We start from the raw sequence: 4666 nt of genomic DNA, 5'->3' as shown, positions 1-4666 counted from the left end.
CGTCACCCCCGCCCGCGGAGCCCCCGGCCCCGCCGACAAGGAGAGAACAACCATGAGAGTGCTGCTGCTCGGTGCGGCCGGATACCTCGGTCGCTTCATCGCCGAACGGCTGCTCGCCGATCCCGCCGTCCATCTGACCGCCCTGGGCCGGGGGGACGACGCCGACGTTCGTTTCGACCTGGCCACGGGCAGTCCGGGAGCCCTCACGCGCTTCCTGGACGCGGTGCACCCCGGCGTGGTCATCAACTGCGCCGGGGCGATCAGGGGCACCGCCACCGAACTGACCCGACACAACACCATCGCCACCGCCACCCTCTGCGAGTCACTGCGCCGCAGCGCCTGCGGGGCCCGGCTGGTGCACATCGGGTGCGCCGCCGAGTACGGGCCCTCGCCGCGCGGCTCCTCGCTCGCCGAGGACACCGCGCCGCGCCCCGGCGGTCCCTACGGGCTGAGCAAGCTCGCCGCGACCGAGCTGGTGACCGGCTCCGGCCTGGACGCCATCGTCCTGCGGGTCTTCTCGCCGACCGGGCCCGGCACCCCGGCGGGCTCGCCGCTGGGCCGGTTGGCCGACTCGATGCGCCGGGCCCTCCAGCACGGGGAGAGCGAACTGCGGCTGACCGGCCTGGGGGTGCAGCGGGATTTCGTGGACGTCCGCGATGTCGCCCGGGCGGTGCACGCGGCCACCCTCTCCGCCGCCAGGGGAGTGGTGAACATCGGTTCGGGCCAGGCGGTGCGGCTGCGGGACGCGGCGACCACCCTGGCGAGGGTCTCCGGGTTCACCGGGCTGCTGCACGAGATCGACATCCCGCACGCCCAGCACGCCGGCCACGACGTCCGGCCCGGCGGGGTCCCCGGCCCCCGGGGCGCCGATCGCGCCCCGCAGGGCCCGCGCCCGGACCGGGGGCCCGGGCACGAGCGTTCGGCCGACGCCCCGCCGCCGGTGCCGCCGTACCCGGACGGCTGCGGCCCCTGGCAGCAGGCCGACGTCCGGGCCGCCCGGGACCGGCTGGGTTGGCGCTCGCGGATCGGTTTGGAGGAGTCGCTCGCCGACATCTGGATGGAGGCCGCCTGTCGTCTGTGAGCGGCCCGGGCCACCCCGTCGGCCGGCCGGGTATCCGGCCGGCCGACGGGACCACCTGGCGGGCATCCCCGTCTCGCCGGTCGGGACGGGTGTCTCGGAATGGAATCGCGCGTGGCAGTGTTACGGACGGAACGACCTGTCCCCCTGACCCCCGGAGTCCCCGTGTCGCTGCCACCCCTGGTCGAGCCCGCCGCGGAGCTCACCGTCGACGAGGTTCGCCGGTACTCCCGCCACCTGATCATCCCCGACGTGGGGATGGACGGACAGAAGCGGTTGAAGAACGCGAAGGTCCTGTGCGTGGGCGCCGGAGGTCTCGGCTCCCCGGCCCTGATGTACCTGGCGGCGGCCGGCGTCGGCACGCTGGGCATCGTCGAGTTCGACACCGTGGACGAGTCGAACCTCCAGCGACAGATCATCCACAGCCAGTCGGACATCGGCCGGCCCAAGGCCGTCTCCGCCAAGGAGACCGTGCAGGGCATCAACCCCTACACCGAGGTCCGCATCCACGAAGAGCGCCTGGACTCCTCCAACGTCATGGAGATGTTCGCGCAGTACGACCTGATCGTGGACGGCACCGACAACTTCGCCACCCGCTACCTGGTCAACGACGCCTGCGTGCTGCTGAACAAGCCGTACGTGTGGGGCTCCATCTACCGCTTCGACGGTCAGGCGTCGGTCTTCTGGTCCGAGTACGGCCCCTGCTACCGCTGCCTGTACCCCGAGCCCCCGCCGCCCGGCATGGTGCCCTCCTGCGCCGAGGGCGGCGTCCTCGGGGTGCTGTGTGCCTCCGTCGGTTCCATCCAGGTCAACGAGGCGATCAAGCTGCTGGCCGGCATCGGCGAGCCGCTGGTCGGCCGGCTGATGATCTACGACGCCCTGGAGATGACCTACCGGCAGGTCAAGGTTCGCAAGGACCCGAACTGCGCGATCTGCGGCGAGAACCCGACCGTCACCGAGCTGATCGACTACGAGGCGTTCTGCGGCGTCGTCTCCGACGAGGCGCAGGAGGCCGCGGCCGGCTCCACGATCACCCCGCGGCAGCTCAAGGAATGGATCGACGACGACGAGAAGATCGACATCATCGACGTCCGGGAGCCCAACGAGTACGAGATCGTCTCCATCCCGGGCGCCCGTCTGATCCCGAAGAACGAGTTCCTCATGGGCACTGCCCTCCAGGAACTGCCGCAGGACCGGCGGATCGTCCTGCACTGCAAGACCGGCGTCCGCTCGGCGGAGGTGCTGGCGGTGCTGAAGAACGCCGGCTTCGCCGACGCCGTGCACGTGGGCGGCGGCGTCATCGGCTGGGTCAACCAGATCGAGCCGGAGAAGCCCGTCTACTGACCCCGGTCCCTTCCGGCCCTTTCCGTTTCGTTCCGCGTGCGGCCCGGCGCCGGCGCCCCGTGTTCCGGGGGCGCCGGCGCCGGTGCGTTCCGGCCCCGTCCGGCTCAGCCGCAGACCAGGCCGTCCTGCGGGATGAGCCCCGACAGCAGGTAGTCGTTCACGGCCTCGTCCACGCAGTCGCTGCCCATCGCGTAGGCGCCGTGCCCCTCGCCCTCCCGGGTGATGAGGACGCCCACGCCCTCGCCCAGGGCGTCCCGCATCCGCTCCGCGCCCTCGTAGGGCGTGGCGGGGTCGCCGGTGGTGCCGATGAGCAGGATCTCCCGGGCGCCCGCGGCTCCGATCTCCACCCGGTTGTCCCCCCGCGCGCCGGGGGTCTCGCCGTCCCCGGCGGGATCGGGCGCCCCGGCGTCGGCCCCCGGCTCCTCGGCATCCCCGGTGTCGTCGCCGGAGCCCTCGACCGGCACCGGCCAGCCCTCACACCCGGTGACCGACCACACGAGCAGGTCACCGAAGGCCGGGGAGGCCTCCAGGAACTCCTCGCGGTACTCCTCCACCGCCGCGATCCCCCGCCCGCCCGGCGCGTCGGCACAGCTGATGGCGGTGAAGGCGTCGTTCTGGTTGCTGTAGCGGCCCTGCTCGTCGCGCCCGTTGTAGAGGTCGGCGAAGGCCAGCAGCAACCGGCCGTCGCCGTCGTTCAGGGCCTGGTCCAGGGCCAGGGTCAGGTAGGGCCAGAGCTCCTGGTCGTAGAGGGTGAGGATGATGCCGGTCAGCGCCAGCTCGGTGGTCAACCGCCGCTCCCCGTCCCCCGACAGCGGCCGGTCGCGCAGCTCGGCCAGGAAATCGGCGATCACGGCCGAGCCATCCTCGGGGTCGGCCCCCACCGGGCAGTCGACGCCCTCCTCGGCCGAGCAGTGGGCCATCCAGTTCTCCAGCGCCAGCTGGAACCCGGCCGCCTGGTACAGCCCGACCTCGGTGGGGTCGGTGGTCGGGTCCACCACGGCGTCCAGCACCGCCCGGCCGACGTTCGCCGGGAACAGGCTGGCGTGCGCCGCGCCCAACTCGGTGCCGTAGGAGATGCCGAAGTAGTGCAGCCGCCCGTCACCCAGCACGTGGCGCAGCAGGTCCAGGTCCCGGGCGGTGTCGGCGGTGGTCAGGTGCGGCAGCAGGTCGCCGGCGGCCTCCTCGCAACCGGCGATGTACTCGGCGTCCAGTTCGGCCATCAACGTCTCCTCGGCGGCGTCGCGCGGGGGCCCGCCGAGTTCCTGCGCCATCCGGTCACGCCGTTCGTCGTCCACGCACACCACGCCGGCGCTGTCGCCCACTCCGCGCGGATCGAAGGAGACCAGGTCGTAGCCGGTGCGCAGCTCCTCGTAGTCCTCTGCCGCGTGCGGCAGGGTGTACACCCCCGAGGCGCCCGGGCCGCCGAAGTTGAAGACCAGGGAACCGATCCGGTCCTCGGCGTCGGCGGTGGAGACGGCCCTGATCAGCGCGATGTCGATGGTCCTGCCCCCGGGGTCCTCCCAGTCCAGCGGAACGGTGAGGGCGGAACACTGCCAGGGGGTGCCGTCCGTCAGTTCGCCGGGGGCCTCGCCCCCGCCCTGTTCCACGGAGGGCTCCGGACAGGCCGACCACTCCAGGCTCTGCCGGGCCAGTGACTCCGGCAGGCCGGGGTAGTCGCGGGCGGTGGGGGTGGAACGGTCGGTCGGTTCCCCGCCGCCGTCGCCACCCTCCCCCGTGGTGCAGGCGCCGGTCACCAGGGCGACGGCGGTGAGCAGTGCGGCGAGGCGGGCGCCCCGGTGTCGGGAACGGTGGTGTCCTGGCATCGGATGTCTCCCCCGTGTACGGCGCCGGCCCGCGGGAGGCGGGCCCGGCGCTCGGTGGTCGTCGGCTGTTCCGGTGGTCGTTCCGGAGTCGGGTCGTGCTCTGTTCGGGTCGCGTTCTGTTCGTGTTCCGTTCGGGGCGGGCGCGGTCCGGCGCCGGTCCGCCGCCCCCGCCCGCTCGTCCTCCGTCCAGCCGTCCATCCGTGGTGACCGTTGCCCCGGGACGGCCCCGGGACGGCCCCGGGGCGGCCCCGGGGCGCCCGGGGTCGCCGGGTCACCGGGCGGATCGATCCGCCCGGTGACCCGCCCGCTCGCACACCGTGCCGTCGCGCGGGGTGACCCCCGACAGCAGGTGCGCGTCGACGGTGGCCACCACGCACGGGTTCCCGCCGGTGTAGGCGCCGTGCCCCTCGCCCTCGAGGGT

Annotated in this window: 4 protein-coding genes; 2 read left to right on the top strand and 2 right to left on the bottom strand. The window is 73.3% G+C overall.

Features of this window, described 5'->3' with window-relative positions:
• The first annotated feature begins 52 nt into the window (after positions 1-52).
• Together FNQ90_RS13185 and moeZ are read left to right on the top strand one after the other, a co-directional pair.
• Complete coding sequence (locus FNQ90_RS13185) at positions 53-1081, top strand: NAD-dependent epimerase/dehydratase family protein (protein WP_182606555.1); 1029 nt, start codon at positions 53-55, stop codon at positions 1079-1081.
• A 162-nt stretch (positions 1082-1243) separates the two neighbouring features.
• A complete protein-coding gene (gene moeZ / locus FNQ90_RS13180; RefSeq protein WP_182606554.1) occupies positions 1244-2422 on the top strand; it encodes an adenylyltransferase/sulfurtransferase MoeZ in 1179 nt (392 codons plus the stop codon).
• Positions 2423-2526: 104 nt separating this feature from the next.
• On the opposite strand, the gene FNQ90_RS13175 is transcribed toward moeZ, so the two are convergent.
• Together FNQ90_RS13175 and FNQ90_RS13170 are read right to left on the bottom strand one after the other, a co-directional pair.
• Positions 2527-4245, bottom strand: a complete 1719-nt coding sequence (locus FNQ90_RS13175; RefSeq protein WP_182606553.1) for an alpha/beta hydrolase — start codon at positions 4243-4245, stop codon at positions 2527-2529.
• Positions 4246-4516: 271 nt separating this feature from the next.
• The coding region (locus FNQ90_RS13170) for an alpha/beta hydrolase (RefSeq protein ID WP_182606552.1) at positions 4517-4666 on the bottom strand (150 nt) is incomplete at its 5' end.

It is taken from the genome of Streptomyces alkaliphilus (assembly GCF_014141535.1).
Taxonomy (GTDB): Bacteria; Actinomycetota; Actinomycetes; order Streptomycetales; family Streptomycetaceae; genus Streptomyces; species Streptomyces alkaliphilus.
This window is presented reverse-complemented; position numbering and strand designations above follow the sequence as displayed.